A 24,026-nucleotide genomic window follows, 5' to 3' on the forward strand; every position below is an offset into this window, starting at 1 on the left:
GGGTATAAATCAGCTCAGCTGGTCGTTGCTCAACCGTTCGTAGAGATCGCCGAGGCGCTCGTTGTAGTCCTCGATGACACCGAGCTGTTCATCGTCGTAGGAGTCGAGGATGCGAGTGGTCTCGGAGGCCACTGTCCGATATTCCTCGACGATCGCGGAAATTCGGTTGGTGTCGACCGATACCCACACTTTGCGTCGGTCGAATTCATCGACCTGGGTCACCACTATGTCCGCGTGCCGGAGTCGTTTGATCAGCGCGGTCACCGCACCTTTCGACAACCCCGTTGCCTGTGCAATATCCCCGGCACTCAGACGGTCGTGGCCGCGTAGCAAGTCGACGCATTCGGCGTCGGTGACATGCATTCCGGATCGTTGTGCAAGTGCCTGGCGCATCGACACCGACAGCGCCGACGTACGGCGCATCGCGTTCAGTACCGAGTCCACCCTCGCACGTCGATTGCGATTACTCACTCGCGGCCGTTCCTGTAGAAGTGACGCGCGGATGTCGACCACGCCAGCACGACCACCGCCAGGGCAGCGAGGTCCAGCACCGGGATCAGCGCATGGAACATCGCCGAGGACGACCAGGAAATGACGCTGAAGGCGATCGACATCGCTTGGGACACGAGAAGGAACCGTCCCGCCCAGCGTCGCCTCGATCTGAGCGACCACATGCCTACGAGGCAGACAACAACCGCGACGGTATGAAATACCGAAGCGGACCTTACGGCGATGGCAACCGATTCGTTGACGGTATTGATGTCGAACGTCGGATTTTTGGTTGCGATCTCGGCGCTCAGCTCCGCTCGACGCGCGTTCATGACGAACGGAATTGCACTGTGGGCCAATGCGATGAGAATCAGGAGCGTGTGAATGGTCCGAACCGACGTGGGTGCAGACACTGTCGGCGCGTTCCTCGTGTGCGGCATGGGACTCCCTCCAGACCAATAGTACGATCATTAAACTATTGGCCGCTGTGGGCGTCGTCAAGACCGGATCATCGACGGATCGATCGAGTCCGAGGGTGTAGCCGTCCTGGGTGGCCTGTAGCCCGGCCGGAATCGAGGTCGACGCTGCCATCGAATCGTGACCGGTGTGCGCGGCCGCGGTGTCCGCCGGGTCGTCGGGGTCCGCGCGTGCCGCCGACGAACAGTGCCACGAGAAACAGAAACGCGATCCCCACGAAGAATCCGACGAGCTTGGTGGGGGCGTCGAGTTCCTGCCGTCTTGCATGGATGGACTTACCCTCCCCCCAGGGTATCTAGCCGGTAGTTCCGATCGTCATCTTGAAACCGACATGGGAGGCAGCAAAACCCAGACGGGTGTAGAAGCGGCGGGCGTCCACTCGACGCGAGTCGGACGTCAATTGCACCAGAGCGCACCCTCGCCGCGTGGCTTCCTCGATCGCCCACCTGATCAGTGCACCGCCGAGTCCCCGACTGCGCCACGCCGCGGCCACCCGCACGGCTTCGATCTGCGCCCGCAGCGCTCCCCCGCGCGCCAGCCCCGGAATGACGGTCAACTGCAGCGTTGCCACCACCTCGTCACCGTGCACCACGACCACCTGAAGGTTCCGTGGATCCGACGAGATGTCGTCGAAGGCGGCGCGATACCCGGCCACGTTGTCGACGACTTCGCGCGTCGCGCCCAACGAGTCGTCGACCAGCAGCGCCACGATCGACTCCAGGTCCGATGCAACCGCCTCGCGCACGACACACGTCGACCCGTCGGTCAGGCTGAATTCCATCGATGTCATTTGGGGGTGAATTGCCATGCGCACGACGGTAGATCACCCATTTTGTAACGCGAACGATCCTGAGGACGAAATGCCGGGTAACCCACTGGCAACTGCAGTCGGGTAAATCGGTTCGGGCTGTGAGCGATGGGGATCGAAACATGAATGTTGGCAAGTCGAAGCGTGCACGCGTTGCGTTGAGCGCGTTCGCTATCGGAGCACTGGGTGCCGGGGTTGTCGTTGCAGCTCCTTGGTCGACACCGACCACCACCGAAGCCTCCATCGAGCTGGTGTCGACGGCAACGTGCTACGACATGGTCAGCATTGCCATCGGCGGACGCAGCGACACACCCCGCGACGGCGTCAAATGGCTCACCACTCCAGACGGCACGCGACTTCCCGCAGCGATGTCGGGCGACTACACCAGCGACTGGATCGACCAGGCTGTGCGTGCGCCGATCGGGAAGGTGGATGCCGATTCGTACGCAGCCGTCTACGTGGAATACCCAGCAAACATGGCGAGCTACGAAAACTCCGTCGAAACCGGTGTCATCAACTCGCAAACCATCATCCGTGAGATCTCGAAGTCCTGCCCACAGACACGTTTCGCCATCGTGGGCTACAGCGAGGGCGCGGACGTCGCCCGTCGCACCGCGATGGAAATCGGGAACCAGACCGTTCCTCAGGACGGCAAGTACGGAATCATCGACCCCTCACAGGTCGTCGGGGTCGTCATTCTCGCCGATGCGGGCCGCGTCGCCGGAGAGGGCCCGTTCCCCGGTGCCGACAACCCGTTCAGCAACCCGGACGGCTTCGACACCAAATATCAGAACGGCAACAACGCAATTCCCGGACAGGGCGCATTGCCCGGCACGTCCGGCAGCTTCGGCGCACTCGACGGCAAGGTCGCGTCCTTCTGCTCCGACGGCGACCTCACCTGCGCGCTCCCAGAGAACACCTCACTGATCCACCTGGCCGCCAACGTCGGTCGCCAGGTCAATGCCGACGCGTTGCAGAACGAGCAGCTCACCCCCGCCACCGGTGCCGATCTCGCACTGGCTCTGGGGCGCATCGCAGTCAACGCCTTCAACGACATCGCCTCGCAGCCCAACTGGATGCAGAGCGACGAGACATTCCTCGACGTGCTGATCAAGGTGTCCGAGCCCAACTACAAGCCCGGCGCAGTCACCACTCCCGTCTCGGCGAAGGTCGACGGCGAGCAGGAGCCGATCGAAACCGGTCAGATGATCGACCTCGTGTACCTGCCGCAGAAGATCTTCCGCGAGATCACCGGGTTCATCTCGTCCAACCAGAACACCGTTCCGGTGATCATGAACGATCCGTACGGCCTGACGTTGGCTCCCGGATCGGGACACCACTTCGATTACTGGCGTGACGCCGACGCCGCCAACGGCAAGCCCTTGACCTCGGTGCAGTACGCCGCGGCATGGCTGACCCAGCTGGCAGAGCAGGCCAACAAGGGCGAGCCGGTGAAGACCAAAGAGGTTCAGGAGAAGGCTGGACGCGCAGTGGTCGAGTCCATCGCAGCAGCACCCGCGACCACGTCGGCAACGGCAACTCCGACGGCCACGGCGACTGCACCCGCAACCTCGACGCCCGTCGTGACCACCACGGTTCCGGTTGTGCCTGCACCCGCAGCAGAGGCACCGGCACCGGCACCGGCGTCCGAGCCGGTCACAACCCCCGAGTGCACCGTCCCCGTCGATGGCGAGACCCCCGTCGAGGGAGCACCGCCGGTCTGCGTCACCCCGACCGAAGCACCCGCTGCTGTAGCACCCGAGACTGCGGTTCCCACGACCACCGAGGTTGTACCTGCACCGTAGCCCGGTGCATGCAGAACGCTCACGAGCCCGTCCACCGCTGTCATAGGGTGGGCGGGCTCGTCTGTTTCCACATCGAGAGTGCCGCAGCCGCATTCACTGACCGGCCGCGGGTTCCATGCGACCGACCGGCGCGACTCAGGCCGTGCCGCGTAGCTACCCCCGGACCACGATGCCCACGATCAGAAGCGGTGCGAGCAACGCCAGCACCAGCGGCGGCAAGACTGCCACCGCTATCTGCGACGCAGCAACCACACCCCAGCCGCGCAGACCGACAGCACGACGATGCCACCGATGGCCAGCGCGGTCTCGGTCGGCTGAGAACCCCCGAAGAAGTCCGCCCCGGACTCCAGCGCCCCATAGCTACCCCCGTAAATCGTGACCGTCAGGACCATGGTGAACGGGACGGTCATGCCGATGGCCAGCGAGGTCGGAGCCGCGGGCAGGGCGGAGACCACGACGTAACCGGCAATCACCGGCACCGCCCACTGCACGAGCGAGGCGGGGAGATCACCGAGATAGCTCTGCGCGAGATTCGCGGCCGCGAGCACCAGTAGCGCGAGAAGTCCGAGATAGATCTGCGGGAAGCGGTAGGCGACAAGCCCGCCTGCGGCCAGCAACAGCACCGTGAATCCGAGCGAGGCGTAGGTCGTGTCGAGGAAACTGAGGGCTCCCACCCCGGCCGCCCACGAGGCGAGCAACACCAGGATCAGTGAGCCGTCGCGCTTCGGTAGGAGCCAGGCAGCAACGAGCGCCGAGGCGGTCAACCCGGCGAGCGCAAGGAACCATACGAGGGTGCTGTCGCTGTATTCACTGGCCCACCAACCGAATCCGCCGGCGACCAGGGGCAGTGCAATACCGACCGCGAGCATCCGAGTGCTCGCCTGCGACGCTGCAACCGACGAGGTTCGATATCCGGCAACGAGAAATATCGCGGCGAAGACGGCCAGGACAACGGCGATGGCAGCCCTCTCGGGCACCACCGCGTCCTCGGGGCCGGCGACCACCCAGGCGAATTGCGGGCCGGACGAGCTCGTCAGCAACGTTCCTAGCTCGGCTCCCACCCGCGCGGCGGCGAGGACTCCGAGCGCCAGAGCCGCCTGCGCTCCGCGATGGGTTGCAGACAGGATTGCCGACGCACCGAGCAGCACTCCACCGCTCAGCGCTGCTGCCCAATCGCCCAGCAATCCCGAAGCCATGCCCAGAGATTCGAAGACGATCACCAGCAGCGCCCCCACCGCGATCCACGGGGTGGCTCGTCCACCCGAGCGAGCCGACACCACTGCGCTCACTGCTGCAGCGACGGCGAGCACGACCACACCGTCGACAATTGCCGACGCACCGAAGCCGAAGTCGTTGTACAGAAGCGGCTCTCGCAGGGCCATCACGCTGATCGAGTAGCCGACGGTAAGACCGGCCAGGAGCATCGACAGAACTTTCATACTGCCGATCATGCCGTCAGCCGAATTTCACTCCCTGCGCCAGGGGCAGTTCGTTGGAGTAGTTGACGGTGTTGGTCGCGCGGCGCATGTAGGCCTTCCATGCGTCGGAACCGGATTCGCGGCCGCCGCCGGTTTCCTTCTCACCACCGAAGGCACCGCCGATCTCTGCGCCGGAGGGTCCGATATTGACATTGGCGATGCCGCAGTCCGAACCGGCGGCGGACAGGAATCGCTCCGCTTCACGCAGATCGGTGGTGAAGATCGACGACGAAAGCCCCTGCGGCACATCGTTGTGCAAGGCGATTGCCTCGTCCAAGGTCTCGTACGTCAACACATACATGATGGGCGCGAAGGTCTCGTGCTTGACGATGTCGGTCTGCGCGGGCATCGTCACGATCGCGGGCTGAACATAGAACGAGTACTCGTCGACCACGTTCACGCGCTCGCCGCCGACCACGACGGTTCCGCCGTCGGACACTGCGGTCTGCAGGGCTTTCCGGTAACCCGAGAAAGCACCCGCGTCGATGAGCGGCCCCACCAAAGTGTCACTGGCCAGAGGAGATCCGATCGACAGCGTCTCGTACGCCGCCACCAGCTTGCCGACCAGTTCGTCCGCAACGGAGGAATGCACGATGACGCGTCGCAGCGAGGTGCAGCGCTGACCGGCAGTTCCGGCCGCCGAGAACACCAGTCCGCGCGTCGTCAGATCGAGATCGGCCGACGGCGTCACGATCGCCGCATTGTTGCCGCCGAGTTCGAGCAGCACCCGGCCGAATCGTTCGGCGACCCGCGGCGCGACGGCCCGGCCCATTCTCGTCGAACCGGTTGCCGACACCAGTGCGACGCGCGAATCGTCCACCAGCGCTTCGCCGGATGCGCGGCCACCGACCACCAACTGAGCGATCTTGGGGTCCACACCCGCAGCGGCGGCAGCACGCTCGAACAGTGCCTGCACTCCGACGGCAGTCAACGGAGTCTTCTCCGACGGCTTCCAGATGACGGTATCGCCCGCGACGAGCGCGAGGGCGGTATTCCAACTCCATACCGCCACAGGGAAATTGAAGGCCGTGATGACGCCGACGACTCCGAGCGGGTGCCACTGTTCCATCATGCGATGCCCGGGCCGCTCGGTGGCAATCGTGTTGCCGTAGAGCTGGCGTGAGAGTCCGACGGCGAAGTCGCAGATGTCGATCATCTCCTGCACCTCACCGAGGCCCTCGGAGACGATCTTGCCGGCCTCGATGGACACCAGTGCGCCCAGATCATCCTTGTGCACGCGCAGCAGTTCGCCCAGTTCGCGGATCACCTGGCCACGAACCGGGGCGGGCACCTGCGACCACGATACGAACGCGGTGCGCGCGTCGGCGATGACACCTTCGACGTCGGCTGCCGACGCAGACGCCAGCGTCGCCAAGTTTCCGCCGGTGATGGGCGAGCGCGCGATGATCGCGTCGGGTCCAGCGGGAGCGTCGAGCGCGATCGTCGCACCCAGCCGGTCGAGGATGGCGCGAGTGCGCACACTCAACTCGTCGTGGGTGATGGATGCAGACATGCGCGTACACCTTCCGTGAAGAGAACCGAACTGTCGGAGATCAGCCTACCGATGAGGGTCACAACCGTATAATTTCCTGTGTATTGGGCTTGCTTACGGAATATTAACGCGTATCTTCGACGTCATGACGCAAGTATTACAGCGCACCGGAGTGACGATCGACGCCTCCAACGTTCGCGACGTGATCGGTGAACACCTACTGGCCGACGGTTTCGAGCTGGTCCTCGACCTCGATGCCTCGACCGGTTCCACCCTGGTCGACGCCAGGGACGGCACCCGCTACCTGGATCTGTTCACGTTCTTCGCGTCCAACGCCCTGGGCATGAACCATCCGGCCCTGATCGACGACCCCGAGTTCCGGGCGGATCTGATGCAGGCGGCGATGAACAAGCCCAGCAACTCCGACATCTACACCGTGCCCATGGCCCGGTTCGTCGACACGTTCGCCCGTGTACTCGGTGACGATCGATTGCCGCACCTGTTCTTCGTCGAGGGTGGTGCACTGGCAGTGGAGAACGCGTTGAAGGTGGCGTTCGACTGGAAGTCACGCTGGAACGAAAGTCAAGGTCTGGACCCATCACTGGGCTCCCAGGTGATGCACTTCGAGCATGCGTTCCACGGCCGTTCGGGTTACACGATGTCGCTCACCAACACCGACCCGAACAAAGTTGCCCGCTTCCCGAAATTCGACTGGCCACGCATCCCGTCCCCGTTCATCCGATCCGACGCGAACATGGACGAACTCGAGAATGCATCGTTGGCGGCAGCACGCCTGGCCTTCGAGGCCAATCCACACGACATCGCCTGCGCCATCATCGAACCCATCCAGGGCGAGGGTGGAGATCACCACTTTCGGCCCCGCTTCCTGCAGAAGTTGCGAGACCTCTGCCACGAGTTCGATGCCTTGTTCGTCATGGACGAGGTGCAGACCGGCGCTGGAATGACCGGTACCGCATGGGCTTTCCAGCAGCTCGACGTCGTTCCGGATATCGTCGCCTTCGGCAAGAAGGTTCAGGTCTGCGGCGTCATGGCCGGCGGTCGCGTCGACGACATCGACGACAACGTCTTCGCCGTCAGCTCTCGCATCAATTCGACGTGGGGTGGCAACCTCACCGACATGGTGCGGTCGCGTCGAATCCTGGAAGTGGTCGAGTCCGAGAAGCTCATCGACCGCGCAGGCAAGCTGGGGGTGGTGCTGCTGACCATGCTGGAGGAGCTGGCAACCCGGCACAGCGTGGTCTCCGAGGTACGCGGACGCGGCCTGATGTGCGCCTTCTCCCTGCCCGACGCCGCAACCCGCGACCGAGTCATCGAGCTGTTGCGTACCGAGGAACATGTGCTGGCTCTCGGCTGCGGCGACGCGGCAGTGCGATTCCGTCCGGCACTGACGATCACCGAAGCCGAGCTGACCCAGGCCGTCCAGTCCATCGATCGGGTGCTGAGCATGCTCTGACACTGTCAGGGAAGTCTTGACAATCCGGATCTGCGTTGTCAGGCTGTACCTGACTCAGGAGGTCGAGCATGGATCCCATCACCCTCGCAATCGAGGCGGATATCTCTACGGCAACGCAGGCGGTTGTGACGGCAGCGGCCATCGAGGCCGGACGGGTTGCCGACGAGATCATCGGCACAGGTCCCCTGCCGGGCACACCGGAATGGGAGGCCGAGCAATCGACCGACCTGCCCGCACGACGCAGCCTCGCGTGGCATCTGCTGAGTCTTCGTGTGCAACTGGCAGCGGGGCTCGACGGCCTCGAAACCGTTGTTGTGCTGAGGGTTCAGGGTGCAACGTGGGCGACGATCGGAACGGCAGTCGGCATGACACGACAGTCGGCCCACGAGCGGTGGGGCGCCCGGTCGGCGGCGATTCTGGACCCCGTCGGCGACGGACTGCCGCAGATCGTGCCGAACGATAACCCGGCCTGAGCTACAACAGCATCCTCGCAGCACCTGCTGCCACGGCGTCTGCTGCTCGCTGGAGTGCGGGAGAAGACAGCGACCACTGCTGCCAGTACAGCGTCACGTCGTCGATTCCATTGTCGTCGAAGCACTTCAGCGAGTCGCGCGCCTGCAGATCGGGAATCATGCCCCAGCCGAATCCCAGATCGACGGCGCGTGCGTAGTCCGCAGAGGCCGGCACCAGGTGCCGCGGCGGCTCGTGCGGTTCGACATCGAATCGCTGTAAGTAGTTGTCCTGCAACCGGTCGTCGGCGTCGAAGACCACCACCGGGGCGACCCGCAGCGCAGCGGCCGTCACCCCTGCAGGGAACCATCGCTCGACGAATCCAGGCGTAGCCGACGGCCGGTAGCGCATCGCACCGAGGCGTCGAACGGTGCAGCCACGAACCGGATCGGCCACCGATGTTATTGCGGCGGAGACGATCCCGTCGTGCAGCAGTTGGGCGGTACGATCCTGATCTTGCCGATGCAGGTCGAAGGTCGTCTGGGACGCCAGTGGCGCGAGCACAGGCAGTACCCAGGTCGCCATCGAATCCGCGTTGACGGCAAGGGAGACAGGAGCGGCGATTCCGTCGTCGTTCAGTTCGGCCCGAGTCTGTCCGGTCAAGGTATCGATCTGACGCGCCAGACGCAGCACGGCGATACCCGACTGCGTGGCCGCCACCGGTTTGCTTCGCTGGACCAGCGTTCGACCCAATGACTGCTCGAGGGACTTGATTCGCTGGCTCACCGCCGACGGAGTCACGTGCAGTGTGCGAGCCGCAGCCTCGAACGTTCCCCCGTCGACCACCGCTTTCAGAGCCCTGAGCTGCTCGATCTCCATCAGATGAAGATACGCTAATCATCCCTGAAATACATTCGCTGGACCTAACCATCGTGTGCTCCTAGCGTTGCAGTCATGACATCGCTTGCCGCCGCACAATCGACCCTCACCGGGCTGGGCGTGGGTCTCTCGCTCATCGTTGCCATCGGCACACAGAACGCGTTCGTGCTGCGCAAAGGCCTGCAACGCACCCACGTGCTGCCGGTGGTGGCGGTGTGCGCCCTGTCCGACGCGGTACTGATCCTGGCCGGGGTAGCCGGCATCGGGGTACTCGTCGACCGCTTCCCCGTCGCTCTGCGCATCGTGACCGTTCTCGGTGCCCTGTTCCTCCTCGTCTACGGACTGATGGCTCTCAATCGCGCGCGCACTCCCTCGACGATGACGACCGAACTGCACGGGGGCGGTTCGCTGATCGCAGCCGTAGCGACGTGCCTGGCGCTGACCTGGCTCAACCCGCACGTCTACCTCGACACCGTCGTGTTCCTCGGTTCGATCGGTAACCGTCAGCCGGGAGACCTGCGTTGGTGGTTCGCCGCCGGCGCGATGCTGGGCAGCGTGCTGTGGTTCACCTCGCTCGGCTACGGCTCACGTGTGCTCAGTCCGCTGTTCGCGCGACCGTTGGCGTGGCGAATCCTCGACCTCGGGATCGGGATCATGATGCTCACGCTCGCGGCGTTGCTGGTATTCGGCTGAACCTGAATACTTGATCCGCGGTACAACGAGTGATCTGATAGTCGCGGTAGACCGACCGCACGGTCTCGAAACCCTGGAGGACTCCCGTGCCGTACCTCGGCCTGCTGATCATGCTGATGGCGATCTTCTGTCTGATCGACGTCATCACCGCCGACGACTCCGGTATCCGCCACCTCCCGAAAATAGTGTGGCTGCTGCTCGTCATCGTCCTGCCGTTGGCCGGCTCCATCGCGTGGCTCGTCGTGGGAAGACCCGAAGGCGGCGGCATCTGGGGTGGCAGCGGTGCCCCGCGCACCGCGTCGGCCTACCCCGAGTACGACGCCAAACCCGGCCGGGCCGTCGCCCAGTCGCAGGAAAGCGACGAGGAGTTCCTACGCCGCTGCCGCGCCCGTGCCGAGGAGCAGCGCCGCATCGCCCGCGAGCAGCGCACGAGCGAATGAGACCACAATCCCCAGTGCACGCGGAATAGACACCATGGCCAAGTTGACGACGTTTCCCGAACCGAGTTCCGTCTTGTCCGATCCCGCCGACCTGTTTCGCGAGTACCTACGCTTCTATCGCGGCGAGTTGGTTCGGCGAATCACTGCCCTGAGCGGCGATTCCCTGACCACCACAACCGTTCCCTCGGAGTGGACGCCGCTGCAGATGCTGACGCACCTGGTGCATATGGAGCAGCGCTGGTTCGTCTGGGGGTTTCTCGGCAGGGCAGTCGACGCGCCGTGGGGTGACGAGAAGGACGGTTCGTGGCATGTGCCGGCCGATGTGGACGCCGAGACCCTGCTGACCAGGCTCGACGACGGCGCCAGGCTCACCGAGGAGGTGCTGAGCTCACACCGGATGGACGACTTGGCCACTCTTGGTGGACGATTCACCGATGAGAGGCCGACTCTGATCTGGATCTGCTTCCATGTACTCCAGGAATACGCCCGTCACCTCGGCCACCTCGACGTCGCAGTCGAACTGGCCGGCGGGCCGAGAGGTGAGGGACCGGCATGAGAATCAACATCACCAGCGTCTTCGTCGACGATCAGAGCAAGGCTCTGACGTTCTACACCGAGGTACTGGGCTTCGTCGTCAAACACGATGTGGCCATGGGCGGCCCCGATCGTTGGCTCACGGTCGTCTCACCGCAGGATCCGGAGGGCACTGAGTTGCTGCTCGAGCCAAGCGGTCATCCCGCAACCGCGCCCTTCAAGGATGCGCTTTTCGCGGACGGCATCCCGTTCACGCAGTTTGCGGTGGACAGTGTTGCAGCAGAATACGATCGGCTCATCGGCCTCGGCGTTCGGTTCACTCAGCAGCCCACCGAGATGGGCCCGGTGATCACTGCGGTATTCGACGACACCTGCGGAAACCTGATTCAGATCATCGCTCCGGCGAGCTGACAACTCAGACGTTCGCGTACAGGTCGACGGTGGTGCCGTCGGGATCGTGCACGACGGCATAACGCTGCCCCCAGAACGCATCCCACGGCTGCAGGTGGCCGGTGTACCCCGCCTCGGTCACCGCTGCCCACGCCGCGTCCACTCCGGCGGCCGAACCGCAATCGAAGGCGAGCGCAACACGATGACCGCCGCTGGGCGGTGTCCACGTCGGGTCGAAAGAGGTGATCGTGGAGGGCAGGTCGAACAACAACCGAACGCCGCCGAGATCTACCTCGACATGTTGCTCGGCGTCGGCGTCGGCCGGAATATCCAGTCCCAGAACGCGATAGAACGCCAGCGCGGCAGCCATATCGGCGACGACGATTTCGATTCCTGCCAGACGTGGTTTCACGACGCCAAGGCTAACCGCGTCAGCCCCAGTTCGCGGCATTTGTCAGGCAGAAGGGATGCCCTGCCGGGTCGAGCAGCACGCGCCAGGTCTCACCCGGCTGGTCGTCGGGCAGGGTCGCCCCGAGTTTCACGGCGGCCGTCGCCGCGGCGTCGAGATCCTCGACTGCAAGATCGAAATGAAACTGTTTGCTGCCGTTCGCATTGGGCCACGACGGCGGCTGATAGTCGTCGACGCGACCGAATCCGAGCGCACTGCTCGGACCTTGCAGCATCGCGTACTCCTGCTCCGAATGTACGACGCTCCAGCCCAACAACGACGACCAGAATTTCGCGTTGGACACAGGGTCTGCACAGTCCAGGGTGACCATCTTCAGCGTGGCCACGGGTGTCTCGGTCATTGTCTCCTCCTCAACAGCGGGTGTCGGACCAGACTCCTACACTGACGCCCGTGCCGGATAGGAAAAACGCGACAGCCACCCAGTCCGGCGTCCTGCGGCCGGATCAGCTGGCACAGTACGTCGACCTGGTACGGCTGCCGTGTACGGCGGAGTTGCAACCGTGGGTCGAGAACTACTGGCAGCTTCGGTGGAATCTGCCGCCCGGCACCTCGTACCGCAGCTCGACGCTCCCGCACCCTGCCTGCACGCTCAGCGTCGAACACGGCTGGACCAGGAAAGGCGTCGTCGACCCGGTGGTGGTGACGGGAGTGCTCACACGCCGCTTCGACGTCGTGCTGGCCGAATCCGGTTGGGTCTTCGGCGTCAAGTTCCGGCCGGGCGGTTACGCGGCCTTCACGGGAACTGTGGCTCGAAGCCTGCGCGACGTCCACGTGGCTCCGCCCACTCCGTTCCGGACCGACACCGTCGACGCCCTGGCGGAACTGGGCGGACATCTGGACGCCGACCACTGCCGAACCGTCGTCGACGCGGTTCTCACGCCCTACGCACCGGAGGTCGAGCCGGAGTACGAGGTCGTTCTGGACATCATCGGGACCATGCTGGGAGATCGGACGCTGATTCGCGTCGCCCAGGTCGAAGAGCGTTGCGGTATCGGCACTCGGCGAGTGCAGCGGCTGTTCGAGCGTTATGTCGGAGCGACGCCGAAGTGGGTTCTCGGCCGGTATCGCATTCACGATGCGCTCAGTGAGCTCGACGACGGCTACTCGGGTCCCCTGGCAGACCTTGCGGCGCGGTACGGCTGGTTCGACCAGGCGCACTTCACCCGTGAGTTCACCGAACTGGTGGGAATGCCACCGAGTTCGTATCAACTGTGAGTAACGCCTTCGTCACGCATTGGGACTTTTGCCGATTCGTTTGGCACAGTATCCCGCGGTGCTCGGTAGTACCGGGCGGGGAACAGCAGCACAGAGGAAGAGTGGGCTCCATCGCATGATCAACATTCTCGTTGCCGGCGGTATCGCGTTGGCGGTCTCGATTCTGTTGACGCCGTTTCTCATCGCGCTGTTCACCCGGCAGGGCTTCGGCCAGGAGATTCGCGTCGAGGGCCCCGCAAGCCACCAAGCCAAGCGAGGGACGCCGACGATGGGCGGCGTCGCGATCATCGTCGGTCTGTGGGCCGGCTATCTCGGCTCCCACCTCGTGGCGATGGGCGGCGACGGCCCGTCGGCGTCCGCCCTGTTGATCCTAGGTCTCGCGACTGCTCTCGGCGTCGTCGGTTTTCTCGACGACTACATCAAGCTCCGCATGAAACGAAGCCTGGGCCTCAAAGCGACAGGCAAGTACGTCGGGCAGATCAGTGCAGCGGTGATCTTCGCAGTATTGGCGCTGCAGTTCCGCAATGGGAACGGGCTGACGCCGGGCAACGTCGAACTCTCGCTGGTGCGCCAATCGACGTTCTTCACGATGGCCCCCATCGTGTTTGTGCTGTTCTGTGTTTTCCTCATCGTCGCGTGGTCCAATGCGGTCAACCTCACCGACGGGCTCGACGGTTTGGCCGCAGGGTCGATGACCCTCGTCCTCGGCGCGTACACGGTGATGACGTTCTGGCAGTACCGGCAGTCGTGCGCCACCAATTCCGTCGCCGGGTGCTACCAGGTGCGCGATCCACTCGACCTCGCCGTCGTCTGCGCCGCCGCTGCGGGTGCCTGTATCGGGTTCCTCTGGTGGAACGCCGCCCCGGCCAAGATCTTCATGGGCGACACCGGGTCGCTCGCCCTCGGCGGACTGCTCGCAGGATTGTCGATCGTGAGCAAGACCGAGCTGATCGCCCTCGTCTTCGGGGCCCTCTTCGTGGCCGAAGTCGCGTCGGTCGTCATTCAGGTCGCCTCGTTCAAGAGCACCGGCAAGCGGCCTTTCCGGATGGCGCCCATCCACCACCACTTCGAGTTGGGCGGCTGGGCGGAGACGACGGTCATCATCCGGCTGTGGCTCTTCGCCGCGATCGCATCGGCGCTGGGGCTCGGGTTGTTCTACAGCGAATTCCTCGCGGCCGTCGGCTGACCTCTACGATTCCGATATGACCGACGAATTGTCTCCGGTGGCCAAGGTCGACGCGCTCGCCGCCGAACTCGAACAACTCGATGCTCGACGCGTCGCCATCGGGGTCGAACTCGTCAACCTTCAATTCGGCCTCGACGGAGATGCCAAGATCCGCGCTACCGAGGTGTTTCACAGCGACTACCTGGAGCGACTGTTCACGTTGGTCGACGAACTTCGCACGGACGAATAGTTCCGGCCTCGTTACCCGGCGTCCGGGTCCGAGCGCGACACCACGCTCAGCCGGAAGTCTCTCAGCGACAGAGTGAGTGCCGCCGACGCTGCAACAAGTACGCCGCCGACCGGGAACACCAGCCACGGATTGCCTATGGTGGGGGTGAAGGTCGGTGGGATGACTTCACTGTCGAGAATGATGGTGGCGGAGTTGGTATCTACATCGGGGTCAACCGAAATTTCTCCGATGGCGACGCCGTAAGGCGATTGGTGAAGTCCGGCAGCGCCGCCGTGGCTCTCGAAGTATCGAGGCCACACAGGCGACATGACAACCACTTCAGTAGGTTGCGGTGGCCAATGCGTCCAGGCAAGTGCACTGCCCGCTCCCAGTGCCGCACCCACGACGATCAACAATCCGAACAGGTGAATGCGGCTGCGTTCACGATCCCGGACGATGCGCAGACCCGAATCGACGACAAACGACGCCACCACCAGACCTGTCACTATCCCTGCTGCAACAAGATAGAGCGTCATCGGGAACCAACTCGGCCGAATGTAGATCACGCCCACATCCGGTGGGCCGGCAACCGCAACGTGCCAGACCACCGCTGCCGCAGCGCCTGTCGAGGCACCGACAGCGGCGAGTACCGCCACGAGGCCTTTCCCTGATGGGCTGTCCACGGTCGGGACTTTACCCACGACGGAACTCGGTGGCGTCGGAGGGGAAGTCGCGTTACGGTGAAGCCGTGAGTTCACCCGAGGCATCCAGATTCGAGCTACCGGCACCCCGGTAGCTCGACAAAACCGAAGCACTCGATCACGACACGTTCGGTGAGCACCCGTGTGCCGGTCCACCTGTCCTGGACCCGTCTCACATTCGGAGAACCCTCCATGCCACCGCTCGTATTCTTGCTCGCCACTGCAGTTTTCGCCCAGGGAACGTCCGAGTTCATGCTCGCCGGCCTGCTCACCGATATCGCCACCGACCTGAACACCACGGTTCCCAGTGCGGGGATGCTGACCTCGGCATTCGCCGTCGGTATGGTCGTCGGCGCACCGGTCATGGCCGTTGCGACACGTCGGCTACCACCCCGTGCCGCACTTTCCACCTTCTTGGCGATCTTCATCGCTATGCATGTAATCGGCGCAACCACATCCAGTTATCCGGTGCTGTTCGCCTCTCGGGTGCTGGCCGCCTTCGCCAACGCCGGGTTTCTGGCCCTCACCTTGGCCATGGTCACAGCGCTGGTCACACCCGACCGCCTCTCGCGCGCCATCGCCACCATCCTGGCCGGCACCACTTTTGCCTTGGTGGTCGGCGTACCGGCCGGCACGCTGGTGGGGGCACTTCTGGATTGGCGCGCCGCGCTGTGGGGGGTGGCATTGCTGTCGGTTCCCGCCCTCATCGCCGTGACCGTCGCTGCACCCACCACACAGGACCGGCGATCCGGTGGTTCACTGACTACGGAATTTGCTGTCTTGCAGCGATATCCCCTGATTCGCATCCTCGCTCTCTGTATTCTCGTCAACGGTGCCACGTTCTGCGCGTTCACATACTTGGCTTCGGTCGTCACCGAACGAGCGGAATTGCAGAGTGCGATGGTGCCAGTGGTGCTTGCGCTGTTCGGGATCGGCGCGCTGGGTGGAGTGTGGGCAGCGGGCAGATTCGGTGACCGCTACGCAACGACGATCGTGTCTGTAGGCTGCGCAGCGCTTCTCGTCGGCTGGTGCCTGTTCGCGCTGCTGTCGCAGTGCCCGGTCGCCGTGTTGGTCTTTGCCTTCGTGCAGGGCGGACTGTCGTTCGCCCTCGGCAGCACACTGGTGAGCCTGGTGATGCGCAACGCGGCGGGTGCGCCCACGATGTCGGGTTCGTACGCGACAGCGAGTTTGAACATCGGTGCTGCAGCCGGGCCTGCTCTCGGTGGAGTGGTCTACAGCTCAGCACTCGGACCGATCGGACCACTTGCCGCCAGCGCAGTCTTGGCCGGTATGGCTCTTGTGGCGTCTGTCCTGTTGACCTGAAGCGTAGTTGAGGTTCTACTGTCGCTTTCATGAATACACACGCACCCCTACAACGACCACCGATGCAGCCACCCGAGCGACAGCCGATCGGATTCTGGACCGCCCGCGCCGGCGAAGCCATCCGAGCACGTACCCGCGGCGCCCTCCACGACATCGGTATCACCCAACCCGAATGGTGGCTCCTGCATCAGATCTCGCTGCACCCCACAGGGGCCGACAGGGAAGCGACGATCGAGAAGATCGGCCACAACGACACCCCGGAGGCAATCGTCGAGGCCATCGACTCTGCACGGTCCAAAGGTTGGATCGAGGAATCGAATTCACGCGTGACGTTCACCCCGGAAGGTGAAGCACAATTCCGACGGGCGTCGGACGTTCAGCAGATGCTGCAGGACGAGCGCATGCAGGGCATCGGTCAGGACGAGTTCGTCACCGCAATTCGAGTGTTGCAGCAGACAATCGAGAACGTCGGGGGCGACGCCTGGCACTGGTGAGATCAGCTGCCTCGAATGCGGACCATCCAAAACCGATGAGCATGAACGGCTTACGCATCGTCCACTGCCGTTCCGACAGCCGTTGCGAAGGCAGCCATGCTCGGGAATCTCATGTCGAAGCTGTACTTCTCCGTGGGCTCCGGAGTTGCGCCCCAACCGGGTCGGTCGTGACGCCGGTCGATCCACACCGAGGAGATGCCGTGACGCTTGGCCGGAACATGGTCGTGGAACAGACTTTGCGCAACGTGGAGCAGACGCGACCTGGGCACGCCGAGGTTGTCGAGAACTCCATCGATTGCGTCGAAGTGGTTGGCGGCCGGCTTGTATGCCCCCACGTCCTCGGCGGTGACGATAGCGTCGAACCGAACGCCGAGCCGGCGATTGCTGCCGGCGAAGCCTTCGCGGTGGACATTGGACAGGATGACGAGCTTGTAGTTCTGGGCGAGACTCGCCAACGCCTCGGCGGAGTCCGCAAATGCAGGCCAGTCCGGTACCGACGATCCCAGCCGGTTCGTCCAGTCCTCCGATACGGGGATTCCCAGGGCGTCACCGGTGCGCACGAAAGCTTCGGCGAGAATCCCGGGATAGAGCATCGCGGGGAAATCTCGTTGCGCCTGAGACTCGTTCACCCCGAATGCCACGAGCAGTTCATCTCGAGACAGGGCCGCACCGGACTGCTCCGCCCAGGCACCGAGAACGCTCAGAATCCCGGCCTCCCAGTCGATCAGCGTTCCGTAGCAGTCGAAGCTCAGCACGTCGTAGTCGGCGAGGTTCATCTGGCAGGCACTCCTCGGAATTCGGTAGCGAACAACTGCTCGCGTCGATACCGTCTACAGGTCATGAGCATCGTACTGCGATTTACAGGCCCTCGACCGGGTATCGGTCGTCGGGTCAGCCCAGTGCACCGCTGAAGTCCTGACGTCCGACTCGGTCGAGGGAATCCCAACCGTCGATCGACAGAGGACACTCACATGAAGAGCTATATCTCCAATTCCCAACTGATTCAGAATCTCTCGATTCGCGACCTGACCGACCCGGACCAAGGCGCACACGCGATGCAACTCCTGTTGACCGCTGTGGTCGAGAATCTCACACACATGTGGAACACGGACACCGACGTTCTACGTCTCGGTGCCGTTGTACCGGTGCAGGACAACTACGACAAGCTCGGCTTCGATGCCGATGCCGTCACCCGCGACCGACGGTATTCGCGCTACCTCGGTCCCAACGTGATGCTGCGCAGTCACACATCCGCATACATCCCATGGATCCTCCAGCAGATGGACGACGCATCGGATGTCGATCGACTCGTCGTTCTGCCCGGCCGCGTCTATCGGCGCGATGCCATCGACCGAACGCATGTCGGTGCGCCTCATCAAGTCGATCTGTGGCGATTGGTGTCCCGGCCCGACCTCACCGATCAAGACCTGTCGGCCATGATCGAGTCGGTTGTCCGCTCCGTCCTTCCCGACGCCGAGTGGCGGGCGGTGCCCGCGGACCACCCGTACACCCGGGGTGGCCATCAGATCGACGTGCGCATCGGCGACGCCTGGATGGAGCTCGCCGAGTGCGGCTCGATCTCGCCACAATTGTTGCAGCGCAGTGGCCTCGACCCGACTCGGTGGTCCGGCCTCGCACTCGGAATGGGGTTGGACCGCGCGTTGATGCTGCGCAAAGGGATCGACGACATTCGTCTGTTGCGCGCCGAAGATCCTCGAATTCGAAGCCAGATGCTTCACTTGGAACGGTGGCAACCGGTGTCCTACATGCCGCCTGTTCGGCGTGACATTTCTGTCGTAGTTCACGAGAGCATCGACGGCGAACTCCTCGGTGACGCAATTCGCACCGCATTGGACGGGGACGGTGAACTACTCGAATCCGTGGAGCTACTCTCCGTCACAACCTATGACGATCTGCCCGACGCAGCCCGCGTCCGACTCGGTCTCGGTTCCAACCAGGTCAATGCGCTGATCCGGATCACGCTGCGGCCGATCGGGCGCACTCTCACCGACCGAGAGGCAAACCTGCTGCGCGACAGAGTGTATCGAGCTGTTCACATCGGTCCTGCATCCGAGCTGATCGACGGTAGAGTTCTTCTTGACGGTCGATCGGCTGACGACGAAAGGCAGAACCCATGAACATGGGCAAGGACGCCGAGGCACGCAACGTCGTCGAGGCGCTGAGTGTGATCGACAAGCCCTGGCAACCGCGCCGACTCGCCGGCATCAACGACTACGACGTCGTACTCGGGCCCGGTGACACTGCCGATACCGGCGATGCAGGCGGTGACAGGACCTCACAGGTCGAAGAGTTGTGACGGTGGTCCTGCTGCGGCCGGCTGTTCGGTCCGACGCCGAGTTCCTGTTCTCGATGGCGTCGGACGTCGAGGTAGTTCGATGGGTTGGCGACGGAAACCCCTGGACCAAGACGTATTTCGATCAGCGACTTGCGCTCGCACTGAGCGCGACGGGCAGCCGCGATCCGGACGTGCAGAGGTGGTTCGTCGGAACTACCGAGGAATCGCTGCGCGTGGGGTTGCTCAGCATCATTCGTCGATCCGACCACCTGGAGGTCGGCTATTGGGTACATCCGGACCATTGGGGTCTCGGCTACGCGGGCGAACTCCTCGTTCACGCGCAAGAGCATGCCTCTGGTTTACCGCTGGCAGCGCAGGTGTATCGGGCGAACGTTGCCTCTCGTCGGGTTCTCGAGCGGGCCGGGTTCGCACTCGTCGACGATGGGGATCCCATGACCTATCGGCGTCGGCCAGCGCACTGGCCTACCACGTCCTGACAGGCCGGGGACGAACGGTGGTGCGGCCGGTCGTGACGCCACGCACCATGGGGCGCGTCAGAAATTCGTGGGGAAACCCGGGATCGACTGCGCTGACTGCATGCAGTTCGTCGAGCTGCGATCGGTCGAATACGACATCGAGCGCAGAAATGTTCTGCTGCAACTGTTCCAACGTGCGCGCCCCGATCAACGAACTTACCACCGACGGATGCCGAAGAGACCATGCCAACGCCACCTGAGCAGCGGTCACGCCGAGTTCGTTCGCGACGTCGACGACGGTATCCGCAATCTCGAGCCCGCGCACGGTCAACGTTCCGTTGGCCTTCGCGTGATCGCGACGCGTCCCTGTTGGACTCTGGGAACCGGCCGTCGCAAGATCTGCGGCAGTGTATTTCCCCGTCAACACTCCTCCACCCAGCGGGGCCCATGGAACAACACCGATGCCGAGATTCGCTGCCATCGGCAGCAATTCCCGCTCGGTGGTCCGTTCGATCAAGCTGTACTCCACCTGGAGGGCCGCACACGACGGCCAGCCGCGCAGCTCCGCTGTGGTCTGCATGCGCGCGACTTCCCATGCCGGTGTATCGGAAATACCGATGTACAGAACCTTTCCCGAACGGACCAGCTCACCGAGCGCGGCGATGATCTCGTCACTGGGCGTCATGCCGTCCCATGCGTGCAGGTACAGCAGGTCTATGTGGTCGATGCCGAGATTCCGCAGGCTTGCTTCGACAGAACCGCGCAGGCTCTTTCTACCGCCGCCACCTGCATTAGGGTCGGACGGATCACGCGTCGCCGCGTATTTTGTTGCGACGACGACCGAATCGCGGCGGCCCCGGAGAAATCGGCCCAGATACTGCTCCGACTGGCCGTCGGTGTAGATGTTGGCGGTGTCGACAATGTTTCCGCCGGCATCGAGGTAGGCGTCGAATATTCTTCTCGAGTCGCCCTCATCTGCACCCCAGCCCCAGGCGGTTCCGAATGTCATGGCTCCCAGCGAGAGTGGTGATACTCGAAGGCCGGAGCGGCCCAGCAACCTGTACTCGTCCATGCGTGTCATGGTCATGTCTCCTTCGTGTGCGGTCCTACTCACCGTCCTTGCCCCGTCGGGAAACAGGAAGGACGAGATCATCCTGGGAAGGGCGGTACCAGGCTGATCGCACCGAAGTGGCCTACCGTGGATCGGGTGAGTACGCAGTTGGGTCGAGACGAGCTGGCAGCATTCTTGCGTGCCAGGCGCGAGGCGCTGATCCCGTCGGACGTCGGTCTGCCACCGCGAATAGGGGCTTCGCGCACGCCCGGTCTGCGGCGCGAAGAAGTCGCTGCATTGGCAGGGGTGAGCGTGGACTACCTCATTCGGCTCGAACAGGCACGGGACGTTCGACCATCCGCCCAGGTGGTGCAATCGCTGTCGAGCGCCTTGAAACTATCCACCGATCAGACGAGATATCTGTTCACTCTCGCCGGTCACCGTGCACCCGAGCAGACCACCGCCCAGCAGGTACCCGACGGCATTCGGCAACTGATCGACGACGTCGCCCCACTGCCGGCGATGGTGCTGAATCACCGACTCGACATCCTGGCCACGAACGACATGATGGCCGCGCTTCTGCTCGACATCGACCGGCGAGCCGTCGCGGACCGCAATGTTCTTCGAATGTGTTTCCTGGACAGCCGGTTCGATGGATTCTACGAGGCGCGTGACGACGTGGTCCGAGGTGCGGTGGCCGACCTGCGGGCTGCCTGGGTGAACCACTCACACGACACCGCGTTGGCAGCGTTGATCGAGGAACTCGAACGAGAGAGCACGGAATTCTCCCGCTACTGGCGGTCCCGAGAAGTCTCCGTGCGGAACCGAGGTGACAAACCGATGCGGCATCCACTTGTCGGGCCGATCACCGTGACTTTCGATGTGCTCACTCCACTCGGCGACCCGGACCTGAGGCTCATCGTCTACCGTCCGGCGGACGCGCAATCTGGTGCTGCCTTGTCCGAACTGGGACGCCTGAGCGCGCAGCGATCGCAGCGGCACTTGCACACCATCTGAATCCGACTGTGCCGGGCACAGAAAGTCGGGTTTGCACTGCCGTTTCTGCCTATCGTTTCGGTCAGAACGAGGGAAGGTCTGGCGGCACATGCTCGAGCGATGGAACGCAGCACTCGACTACATCGAGGACAATCTAGACCACGAGATCGACACAACCGAGCTCGCTCGCATCGCACTGACTTCGGAATACCACTTCCGACGCGTGTTCTCGGCCCTCGCCGGGATCCCGCTGTCGCTGTACATCCGACAACGCCGAATGACATTGGCGGCAGCGGAGATCCTCGACGGACAGGGCGTACTCGACGTTGCGACCAAATACGGTTACTCGGCAGATGCATTCACCCGAGCTTTCCGAGATCTGCACGGCGTCACACCATCTCAGGCACGCCGACCCGGGGCCATCCTTCGTTCCCGACAAGCAGTGACATTCCACCTGACCATCGAAGGACGAAGCACAATGCGATACCGCATCACCGAACTGCCGCCATTCCACATCGTCGGCAAAACCACCCGAATCCCACTTCGATTCAGCGGCGAGAACACCGCAATGACCGAATTCCACCGAAGCCTGGCCCCGGGAACCGGCGACCGACTGCGTGAACTCGCCGACCTACCCGAACTCCCCGAGATCCTGTTCGTCAGCGACGGATTCGAACCCCAACGCGAGGACGGCAGTCTCTTCGACTACTACTTCGCCGTCGCCACCACATCGACCGCACCCCCCGAATGGAACACCCTCGCCGTCCCCGCATCGACCTGGGCGGTATTCGAGGCACACAGCGACACCGCATTGGCACCCGTACTCCAAAAACTCTGGGCCGACGCCTTCGGCGAATGGTTCCCCTCCAACCCTTACGAAGCAATCCCTGGACCGGAAATTCTCACGGTCACCGAAAATTCCCCCGACTGGTCCTCGGGTGCGGGAGAACTGTGGATCCCGGTTCGACGAAGCCACTAGCCATTGCGTCCGTTCTTTCGCTCGCACCCTCCTTCCCTCAGCACTCAATGTGACCTTCGGTGGCCTTTTCGGGGGTCGATGTCACCTTCGGTGGACTGCGCGAGGGGGTCCAACATCCAGTTTTCGCTAATCTGGCTGTATGGGCACGAGTCGACGGCAGGTATTGCGTCGTCGATATTTGTCCCTGGGGTTGGGAGAGTTGGCCGCAGCCGGGGTGTTTCTGACGATTGCACTTGCCATCGTGGTGCCGAGGCTCGAAGAGGAAGGCCGTCTGGCGTTATGGTTCGCGCTGATCCCACTGCTGGTCGTGCTGGTGCAGGCGGGAATCTATTGGCTGCTGGCACGCTCCTGGGTCGAGCGTCACCCAATGCCGCCTTCCCTGCGCAATATCTACCGCGCTTTTCGCAGAGTAGACCTCGCGCTGCTGGTCGGCGGTTTACTGGGAGTGATGGTGTGGCTCCCCGATAACCTCGGTACCGGTCTCGGAGTTCTGGCCATCTGGTTCTTCGGGGTCATCGAATACGTCAACTACTTCGTGATTCGACTGTCCTATCCCGCGCGCAACTGGCTGTCGACCGTCGGCCAGTTACGCACACCTCGTCTGGTCCGGGATCTGAATACCGGTAGCTGACCCCTCGTACTACGGAGGCGCGGCGCACTCGATGTGACATTTGGTGGCCTTTTCGGGGGTCAATGGCACATCGAGTGGACTACAGGATCCCGGCCGTTGAAATCAGGAAGGTCGGCGAGCCAAGATCGTCGTGAGCTCGGCAAGAGCTGAGGTAGCCGCAGACAGTGCTCGACGACCGTCCGGGGTCAGTTCGTCGAGCGCGTCGGAGAGCACTCGAGAGCTGACCGCGTCGTATTCGGCCAGGAGGTGAATTGCCTTCGGTGACGCTGTGAGGGCCGCCCCGCGCAGGTCATCCGACGAGACCGATCTTTCGACGAGTTCCGCGTCGACCATTGCCTTGATCAGATTGCTCACGGTGGATCGAGCCAGGTTCAGGTGTGCGGCGAGGCTCCCCGGGCTCATAGACGGCTCAGCGACGAGGGCTCTCATGACCTCGATGTGCGAATCGGGGATGTCCGGTAGTTGGGCGGCCTCTCTCGTCGCGCGAATCAACGACCGTCGCAGGGGTCCCAAGTGTCGACCGAGTTCGATCGCGGTGGAGTGCATTGTTCGATGGTCCCACAACTAGTTTTGCCGCAAACATGATTTTGTG

At 63.4% G+C, this 24,026-nt stretch carries 30 protein-coding genes; 18 read left to right on the forward strand and 12 right to left on the reverse strand.

Translation table 11 applies throughout. From position 1 onward, the window contains the following. Window positions 1-9: 9 nt before the first annotated feature. The 3 genes from O4220_RS01525 to O4220_RS01535 all read right to left on the reverse strand — a co-directional run bounded on the left by O4220_RS01525 (window position 10) and on the right by O4220_RS01535 (window position 1,774). Window positions 10-444: a MarR family winged helix-turn-helix transcriptional regulator gene (locus tag O4220_RS01525; protein ID WP_269601783.1), complete on the reverse strand. Its 435-nt coding sequence runs from the start codon at window positions 442-444 to the stop codon at window positions 10-12. Between the two features lie 23 nt (window positions 445-467). Further along, window positions 468-902, reverse strand: coding sequence for a hypothetical protein (locus O4220_RS01530; protein WP_269601784.1), 435 nt, complete (start codon window positions 900-902; stop codon window positions 468-470). Window positions 903-1,261: 359 nt separating this feature from the next. Beyond that, the gene (locus O4220_RS01535) at window positions 1,262-1,774 is read right to left on the reverse strand and encodes a GNAT family N-acetyltransferase (protein ID WP_269601785.1); all 513 of its coding nucleotides are present in this window, start codon (window positions 1,772-1,774) and stop codon (window positions 1,262-1,264) included. A 122-nt stretch (window positions 1,775-1,896) separates the two neighbouring features. On the opposite strand from O4220_RS01535, the gene O4220_RS01540 reads away from it, so the two are divergent. Then, the gene (locus tag O4220_RS01540) at window positions 1,897-3,579 is read left to right on the forward strand and encodes a cutinase family protein (protein ID WP_269601786.1); all 1,683 of its coding nucleotides are present in this window, start codon (window positions 1,897-1,899) and stop codon (window positions 3,577-3,579) included. Between the two features lie 230 nt (window positions 3,580-3,809). Here O4220_RS01540 and O4220_RS01545 read toward each other — a convergent pair whose 3' ends face one another. Then, complete coding sequence (locus O4220_RS01545; RefSeq protein WP_269601787.1) at window positions 3,810-5,018, reverse strand: hypothetical protein; 1,209 nt, start codon at window positions 5,016-5,018, stop codon at window positions 3,810-3,812. A gap of 16 nt (window positions 5,019-5,034) precedes the next feature. Beyond that, window positions 5,035-6,570 (reverse strand): aldehyde dehydrogenase family protein, encoded by a 1,536-nt coding sequence (locus O4220_RS01550; protein WP_269601788.1) that lies wholly within the window; start codon window positions 6,568-6,570, stop codon window positions 5,035-5,037. A 124-nt stretch (window positions 6,571-6,694) separates the two neighbouring features. On the opposite strand from O4220_RS01550, the gene lat reads away from it, so the two are divergent. Both lat and O4220_RS01560 read left to right on the forward strand, forming a co-directional pair. Next, on the forward strand, window positions 6,695-8,023 hold the full coding sequence (lat, locus tag O4220_RS01555; RefSeq protein WP_269601789.1) for an L-lysine 6-transaminase: 1,329 nt from the start codon (window positions 6,695-6,697) through the stop codon (window positions 8,021-8,023). A 68-nt stretch (window positions 8,024-8,091) separates the two neighbouring features. After that, window positions 8,092-8,496, forward strand: a complete 405-nt coding sequence (locus O4220_RS01560) for a hypothetical protein (protein WP_269601790.1) — start codon at window positions 8,092-8,094, stop codon at window positions 8,494-8,496. A gap of 1 nt (window position 8,497) precedes the next feature. On the opposite strand, the gene O4220_RS01565 is transcribed toward O4220_RS01560, so the two are convergent. Next, window positions 8,498-9,352: a LysR family transcriptional regulator ArgP gene (locus tag O4220_RS01565; protein WP_269601791.1), complete on the reverse strand. Its 855-nt coding sequence runs from the start codon at window positions 9,350-9,352 to the stop codon at window positions 8,498-8,500. A gap of 75 nt (window positions 9,353-9,427) precedes the next feature. Between O4220_RS01565 and O4220_RS01570 the strand changes: the two genes are divergently transcribed. The 4 genes from O4220_RS01570 (at window position 9,428) to O4220_RS01585 (ending at window position 11,430) form a co-directional block, all read left to right on the forward strand. Further along, complete coding sequence (locus O4220_RS01570; protein WP_269601792.1) at window positions 9,428-10,045, forward strand: LysE/ArgO family amino acid transporter; 618 nt, start codon at window positions 9,428-9,430, stop codon at window positions 10,043-10,045. A gap of 86 nt (window positions 10,046-10,131) precedes the next feature. After that, window positions 10,132-10,485: a PLD nuclease N-terminal domain-containing protein gene (locus O4220_RS01575; RefSeq protein WP_269601793.1), complete on the forward strand. Its 354-nt coding sequence runs from the start codon at window positions 10,132-10,134 to the stop codon at window positions 10,483-10,485. 34 nt (window positions 10,486-10,519) lie between these two features. Further along, window positions 10,520-11,041, forward strand: coding sequence for a DUF664 domain-containing protein (locus O4220_RS01580; protein WP_269601794.1), 522 nt, complete (start codon window positions 10,520-10,522; stop codon window positions 11,039-11,041). Beyond that, window positions 11,038-11,430 (forward strand): VOC family protein, encoded by a 393-nt coding sequence (locus O4220_RS01585; protein ID WP_032401616.1) that lies wholly within the window; start codon window positions 11,038-11,040, stop codon window positions 11,428-11,430. Before O4220_RS01580 ends, O4220_RS01585 begins: the two co-directional genes overlap by 4 nt. A 4-nt stretch (window positions 11,431-11,434) precedes the next feature. On the opposite strand, the gene O4220_RS01590 is transcribed toward O4220_RS01585, so the two are convergent. Next, window positions 11,435-11,860 (reverse strand): VOC family protein, encoded by a 426-nt coding sequence (locus O4220_RS01590; protein WP_269601795.1) that lies wholly within the window; start codon window positions 11,858-11,860, stop codon window positions 11,435-11,437. Further along, the gene (locus O4220_RS01595) at window positions 11,841-12,218 is read right to left on the reverse strand and encodes a VOC family protein (RefSeq protein WP_269601796.1); all 378 of its coding nucleotides are present in this window, start codon (window positions 12,216-12,218) and stop codon (window positions 11,841-11,843) included. The genes O4220_RS01590 and O4220_RS01595 overlap by 20 nt, the downstream gene beginning before the upstream one ends. Before the next feature lie 50 nt (window positions 12,219-12,268). Here O4220_RS01595 and O4220_RS01600 point away from each other — a divergent pair, with 50 nt between their 5' ends. From O4220_RS01600 to O4220_RS01610, 3 genes are all read left to right on the forward strand, one after another. After that, a complete protein-coding gene (locus O4220_RS01600; RefSeq protein ID WP_269601798.1) occupies window positions 12,269-13,093 on the forward strand; it encodes a helix-turn-helix transcriptional regulator in 825 nt (274 codons plus the stop codon). A gap of 115 nt (window positions 13,094-13,208) precedes the next feature. Next, on the forward strand, window positions 13,209-14,279 hold the full coding sequence (mraY, locus tag O4220_RS01605) for a phospho-N-acetylmuramoyl-pentapeptide-transferase (protein ID WP_269601799.1): 1,071 nt from the start codon (window positions 13,209-13,211) through the stop codon (window positions 14,277-14,279). Between the two features lie 16 nt (window positions 14,280-14,295). After that, window positions 14,296-14,508: an oxidoreductase gene (locus O4220_RS01610; protein ID WP_094616168.1), complete on the forward strand. Its 213-nt coding sequence runs from the start codon at window positions 14,296-14,298 to the stop codon at window positions 14,506-14,508. An 11-nt stretch (window positions 14,509-14,519) separates the two neighbouring features. Here the strand turns inward: O4220_RS01610 and O4220_RS01615 are convergent, their stop codons facing one another. After that, window positions 14,520-15,170: a hypothetical protein gene (locus tag O4220_RS01615; RefSeq protein ID WP_269601800.1), complete on the reverse strand. Its 651-nt coding sequence runs from the start codon at window positions 15,168-15,170 to the stop codon at window positions 14,520-14,522. 210 nt (window positions 15,171-15,380) lie between these two features. Here O4220_RS01615 and O4220_RS01620 point away from each other — a divergent pair, with 210 nt between their 5' ends. Then, window positions 15,381-16,511, forward strand: coding sequence for a Cmx/CmrA family chloramphenicol efflux MFS transporter (locus tag O4220_RS01620; RefSeq protein WP_269601801.1), 1,131 nt, complete (start codon window positions 15,381-15,383; stop codon window positions 16,509-16,511). 29 nt (window positions 16,512-16,540) lie between these two features. Then, the gene (locus O4220_RS01625) at window positions 16,541-17,005 is read left to right on the forward strand and encodes a MarR family winged helix-turn-helix transcriptional regulator (RefSeq protein ID WP_269601802.1); all 465 of its coding nucleotides are present in this window, start codon (window positions 16,541-16,543) and stop codon (window positions 17,003-17,005) included. Between the two features lie 50 nt (window positions 17,006-17,055). Here O4220_RS01625 and O4220_RS01630 read toward each other — a convergent pair whose 3' ends face one another. After that, the gene (locus O4220_RS01630) at window positions 17,056-17,781 is read right to left on the reverse strand and encodes an HAD-IA family hydrolase (protein WP_269601803.1); all 726 of its coding nucleotides are present in this window, start codon (window positions 17,779-17,781) and stop codon (window positions 17,056-17,058) included. A 195-nt stretch (window positions 17,782-17,976) separates the two neighbouring features. Here O4220_RS01630 and O4220_RS01635 point away from each other — a divergent pair, with 195 nt between their 5' ends. From O4220_RS01635 to O4220_RS01645, 3 genes are read left to right on the forward strand one after another with little or no spacing between them, the layout of a single operon-like run. Next, window positions 17,977-19,143, forward strand: a complete 1,167-nt coding sequence (locus O4220_RS01635) for a hypothetical protein (protein WP_269601804.1) — start codon at window positions 17,977-17,979, stop codon at window positions 19,141-19,143. Then, the gene (locus O4220_RS01640) at window positions 19,140-19,322 is read left to right on the forward strand and encodes a hypothetical protein (RefSeq protein ID WP_269601805.1); all 183 of its coding nucleotides are present in this window, start codon (window positions 19,140-19,142) and stop codon (window positions 19,320-19,322) included. The genes O4220_RS01635 and O4220_RS01640 overlap by 4 nt, the downstream gene beginning before the upstream one ends. Beyond that, window positions 19,319-19,798 carry a GNAT family N-acetyltransferase gene (locus O4220_RS01645; RefSeq protein WP_269601806.1) on the forward strand — a complete coding sequence of 160 codons (480 nt, stop codon included), beginning with the start codon at window positions 19,319-19,321 and terminating at the stop codon, window positions 19,796-19,798. Before O4220_RS01640 ends, O4220_RS01645 begins: the two co-directional genes overlap by 4 nt. Here the strand turns inward: O4220_RS01645 and O4220_RS01650 are convergent. Next, window positions 19,785-20,864: an aldo/keto reductase gene (locus O4220_RS01650; protein ID WP_269601808.1), complete on the reverse strand. Its 1,080-nt coding sequence runs from the start codon at window positions 20,862-20,864 to the stop codon at window positions 19,785-19,787. The two genes, O4220_RS01645 and O4220_RS01650, sit on opposite strands and share 14 nt — an antisense overlap. 120 nt (window positions 20,865-20,984) lie before the next feature. Between O4220_RS01650 and O4220_RS01655 the strand changes: the two genes are divergently transcribed. From O4220_RS01655 to O4220_RS01665, 3 genes are all read left to right on the forward strand, one after another. Beyond that, window positions 20,985-21,845, forward strand: a complete 861-nt coding sequence (locus O4220_RS01655; RefSeq protein WP_269601809.1) for a helix-turn-helix transcriptional regulator — start codon at window positions 20,985-20,987, stop codon at window positions 21,843-21,845. Between the two features lie 88 nt (window positions 21,846-21,933). Beyond that, window positions 21,934-22,803: an AraC family transcriptional regulator gene (locus O4220_RS01660; protein WP_269601811.1), complete on the forward strand. Its 870-nt coding sequence runs from the start codon at window positions 21,934-21,936 to the stop codon at window positions 22,801-22,803. Between the two features lie 139 nt (window positions 22,804-22,942). After that, window positions 22,943-23,434, forward strand: a complete 492-nt coding sequence (locus O4220_RS01665) for a hypothetical protein (RefSeq protein WP_269601812.1) — start codon at window positions 22,943-22,945, stop codon at window positions 23,432-23,434. Window positions 23,435-23,536: 102 nt separating this feature from the next. On the opposite strand, the gene O4220_RS01670 is transcribed toward O4220_RS01665, so the two are convergent. Further along, the gene (locus tag O4220_RS01670) at window positions 23,537-23,980 is read right to left on the reverse strand and encodes a MarR family winged helix-turn-helix transcriptional regulator (RefSeq protein ID WP_269601813.1); all 444 of its coding nucleotides are present in this window, start codon (window positions 23,978-23,980) and stop codon (window positions 23,537-23,539) included. Window positions 23,981-24,026 lie beyond the last annotated feature (46 nt).

It is taken from the genome of Rhodococcus ruber, assembly GCF_027270735.1.
Taxonomy (GTDB): domain Bacteria; phylum Actinomycetota; class Actinomycetes; order Mycobacteriales; family Mycobacteriaceae; genus Rhodococcoides; species Rhodococcoides rubrum_A.

Coding starts and splice junctions, on each gene's coding strand:
- O4220_RS01590 (WP_269601795.1), bottom strand. CDS start 11,860: ATGCCGCGAACTGGGGCTGACGCGGTTAGCCTTGGCGTCGTGAAACCA.
- O4220_RS01535 (WP_269601785.1), bottom strand. CDS start 1,774: ATGGCAATTCACCCCCAAATGACATCGATGGAATTCAGCCTGACCGAC.
- O4220_RS01640 (WP_269601805.1), top strand. CDS start 19,140: ATGAACATGGGCAAGGACGCCGAGGCACGCAACGTCGTCGAGGCGCTG.
- O4220_RS01565 (WP_269601791.1), bottom strand. CDS start 9,352: ATGGAGATCGAGCAGCTCAGGGCTCTGAAAGCGGTGGTCGACGGGGGA.
- O4220_RS01550 (WP_269601788.1), bottom strand. CDS start 6,570: ATGTCTGCATCCATCACCCACGACGAGTTGAGTGTGCGCACTCGCGCC.
- O4220_RS01670 (WP_269601813.1), bottom strand. CDS start 23,980: ATGCACTCCACCGCGATCGAACTCGGTCGACACTTGGGACCCCTGCGA.
- O4220_RS01595 (WP_269601796.1), bottom strand. CDS start 12,218: ATGACCGAGACACCCGTGGCCACGCTGAAGATGGTCACCCTGGACTGT.
- O4220_RS01665 (WP_269601812.1), top strand. CDS start 22,943: ATGGGCACGAGTCGACGGCAGGTATTGCGTCGTCGATATTTGTCCCTG.
- lat (WP_269601789.1), top strand. CDS start 6,695: ATGACGCAAGTATTACAGCGCACCGGAGTGACGATCGACGCCTCCAAC.
- O4220_RS01570 (WP_269601792.1), top strand. CDS start 9,428: ATGACATCGCTTGCCGCCGCACAATCGACCCTCACCGGGCTGGGCGTG.
- O4220_RS01620 (WP_269601801.1), top strand. CDS start 15,381: ATGCCACCGCTCGTATTCTTGCTCGCCACTGCAGTTTTCGCCCAGGGA.
- O4220_RS01540 (WP_269601786.1), top strand. CDS start 1,897: ATGAATGTTGGCAAGTCGAAGCGTGCACGCGTTGCGTTGAGCGCGTTC.
- O4220_RS01585 (WP_032401616.1), top strand. CDS start 11,038: ATGAGAATCAACATCACCAGCGTCTTCGTCGACGATCAGAGCAAGGCT.
- O4220_RS01635 (WP_269601804.1), top strand. CDS start 17,977: ATGAAGAGCTATATCTCCAATTCCCAACTGATTCAGAATCTCTCGATT.
- O4220_RS01545 (WP_269601787.1), bottom strand. CDS start 5,018: ATGAAAGTTCTGTCGATGCTCCTGGCCGGTCTTACCGTCGGCTACTCG.
- O4220_RS01625 (WP_269601802.1), top strand. CDS start 16,541: ATGAATACACACGCACCCCTACAACGACCACCGATGCAGCCACCCGAG.
- O4220_RS01560 (WP_269601790.1), top strand. CDS start 8,092: ATGGATCCCATCACCCTCGCAATCGAGGCGGATATCTCTACGGCAACG.
- O4220_RS01630 (WP_269601803.1), bottom strand. CDS start 17,781: ATGAACCTCGCCGACTACGACGTGCTGAGCTTCGACTGCTACGGAACG.
- O4220_RS01580 (WP_269601794.1), top strand. CDS start 10,520: ATGGCCAAGTTGACGACGTTTCCCGAACCGAGTTCCGTCTTGTCCGAT.
- O4220_RS01610 (WP_094616168.1), top strand. CDS start 14,296: ATGACCGACGAATTGTCTCCGGTGGCCAAGGTCGACGCGCTCGCCGCC.
- O4220_RS01650 (WP_269601808.1), bottom strand. CDS start 20,864: ATGACCATGACACGCATGGACGAGTACAGGTTGCTGGGCCGCTCCGGC.
- O4220_RS01660 (WP_269601811.1), top strand. CDS start 21,934: ATGCTCGAGCGATGGAACGCAGCACTCGACTACATCGAGGACAATCTA.
- mraY (WP_269601799.1), top strand. CDS start 13,209: ATGATCAACATTCTCGTTGCCGGCGGTATCGCGTTGGCGGTCTCGATT.